At 45.3% G+C, this 2,437-nt stretch carries 3 protein-coding genes; 1 reads left to right on the top strand and 2 read right to left on the bottom strand.

The genetic code is table 11. The features are described 5' to 3' along the window. Window positions 1–155: transposase (locus GJU39_RS24380; RefSeq protein WP_154281226.1), on the bottom strand; the 155-nt coding region annotated here is incomplete at its 3' end. Between the two features lie 249 nt (window positions 156–404). On the opposite strand from GJU39_RS24380, the gene GJU39_RS23720 reads away from it, so the two are divergent. Next, entirely contained in the window at window positions 405–605 is a 201-nt protein-coding gene (locus GJU39_RS23720) for a hypothetical protein (RefSeq protein WP_209437732.1), read from the top strand. Window positions 606–896: 291 nt separating this feature from the next. Here GJU39_RS23720 and GJU39_RS23200 read toward each other — a convergent pair whose 3' ends face one another. After that, complete coding sequence (locus tag GJU39_RS23200) at window positions 897–2,234, bottom strand: MBL fold metallo-hydrolase (RefSeq protein ID WP_154283366.1); 1,338 nt, start codon at window positions 2,232–2,234, stop codon at window positions 897–899. Between the last annotated feature and the right edge of the window lie 203 nt (window positions 2,235–2,437).

Consider the following 2,437-nt stretch of genomic DNA (forward strand, 5'->3'; position numbering starts at 1 on the left):
GGACTCTGTTTGGGCTCCGACTCACGCTGTCTCCATTTACTCAGAAGGCTATCGTTTATTCCAAGCTCATCTGCAACCTCTTTCACCGATCCTCGGCTATTAGATAAATCTATAGCCATTTTTTTGAAGGAATCATCAAATACTCGTTTGCTCATATAATCAAATTTAAAAGTTTCTAGTTAAATCTGACAACTAAATTCCTCCAGTCAAATGTAGCAACTCCAGCTATTGAGAATGGACTAACGGATAGTGAATGGGTAGTCCAGGTGCTTGGCCATCCGGTGGTCAAGGCTTTTAATAATATTCTGGCTTCGAGTCTAGCTTCGAAGGCAGCACCGGTAGGAAGCGACAATAGGATCGGGCTATCTATAGCCGGTAATGACGAGCAGGAAAAACAGGTTGTGATGGCACTTATCGATAGGATTGGCTTTGACGCAATAGACGGTGGCACACTTTCTGAGTCCTGGAGGCAGCAGCCCGGTGAACAAGCGTATTGCCGGGATCTTGATAAAGAAGCATTGAAAACTGCGCTGCAAAATGCCGATTTAAGGCAGCGCGCGACTAACCTTGCGAAAGCAGATGAACAGGCACGTCCATATTTTTAGCAATGTAGTGAGCAAAAAATCCCATATAGTACTGGAGAATCTGGGTGCAGCCTTCCCGAATCAGCTTCTGCCTCTGGCCTTGAAAGGTGACGCCCAAAACATTGGGTACGCAGCTTGATGGAAAACGATTACCATCACCGGCCAGGTAATTGATTAAAAAGGCAAACCGAAGATCATCTTACTGATAAAAAGTGATCAAGCTTTAAGATGAATGAACCATGGATGTGAGCTTTATGGCGAAGAACAGGAGTTTAAGGATTGGTGATGATACAATGACTATTAGTTAAAATCCTAATCAAAAAAGCCCTTTACCGACTCGCCCAGATCAAAAACCCCGGTTTTTGATTTAAAAGCATTTTTTATGATACTGCTGCCTGCCGCGCTGCGATAACCGCCTGCACAATGGACAACGACCGGCTTGTTGAAAGGAATTTCAGTTAACCTGTCCCTCAACTCATTCAGGGGGATGTTGATAGCATGACTGAAAACGGGCTCTTCCTGCGCCTCAGCCGCGTTACGTACATCAACAATGGTGTAATCATCTGTGGCTGATTTGAATTTTTCCATATTAAGTGCGTCCATTCCCTCGCTTCCGTCGCTGATCACAAAGGCTGCTTCGATAAAATCCTCATAGCCTATCTTCGCCGCCTTGCGGATCAGTTGGTTCAATTGTTCTTCGCTATCGGCTGCGAGATAAAAAGCTTCTTCAGGCGCTATGATGCTCCCGAGCCAGGTTTCAAACTTTCCTCCGTTCTGAATATTGATGGAACCAGGCAAATGGCCCTTTTTAAAATACTGTTCGGGACGGGTATCAACGATGAAGATCTGGTTGCTGAATTTAACAGGTTTCCCTATGATGACTTGAGCTAACGATTTTTGCAGTGGTGCCGCGCCATATCTGTTTAAGCCAACGTCATAACTAAAATACCGGGGAATAAAAGGTTGATCCTTCAGCAAGGCACGAACAAAACGCTCTTCATCCATCGTTTGTAAAGACCAATTGCTGATACGTTCAGCACCTATGGTGCTTCGGCTGGCATCGCTCAGGTTCTTCCCGCACAAGGTACCTGCACCATGTGCCGGGTATACCCAAACTTCATCATCCAGTGGTAATAGTTTGTTGCGAAGCGAGTGATACATTTGCCGGGCCAGTTCCTCCCGTTTAGCGGTCTGGTTGCCGGCTTGCTCACGCAGATCGGGCCGGCCGCAATCTCCAATAAATAAAGTGTCGCCTGTAAATACGGCATGGTCTTTACCTTCATGCGTCAATACGATACTGATACTATCAGGCGAATGCCCCGGTGTGTTTAATACTTTAAGTTCGATCCTTCCAAATGCTATGGTATCGCCATCGTCAAAAGTCTGATGCGGGTATGTTGCACCCAATAGCTGCGAACAGTATATGGCTGCCCCTGTTGTTTGATGCAACTCTAAATGACCGCTTATAAAATCTGCGTGAGGATGTGTTTCGATCACGCCAGTAATGGTTGCCTTGTTTTTTTTGGCAAAGGATAGATAAGGCGTAATGTCCCTAGCGGGGTCAATGAGCACGATCTCAGCCGCGTAATCGCAAAGTATAGCATACGAAAGATGCGCCAGTCCTTTGTCTTCAAATTGTTCGATATTCATAATTAATGAGGTAATTTTTCACGTAATAAACCATATACCCAGGTTCCGGCCACAGCACTCAGTAGCGTCACCGCGGTAACTGTAAATCCGCTGCCGATCTGGGCGAAAAGCGGCCCCGGGCAGGCTCAATGTCATTAAGTTAAGTGTTTAAATATCTGATTACCAACTATTTGACTTGTTTTTATGGGTTTATTTTCTTATAT

Source organism: Pedobacter petrophilus, assembly GCF_009674725.1.
In the GTDB taxonomy this organism is placed as follows: Bacteria; Bacteroidota; Bacteroidia; order Sphingobacteriales; family Sphingobacteriaceae; genus Pedobacter; species Pedobacter petrophilus.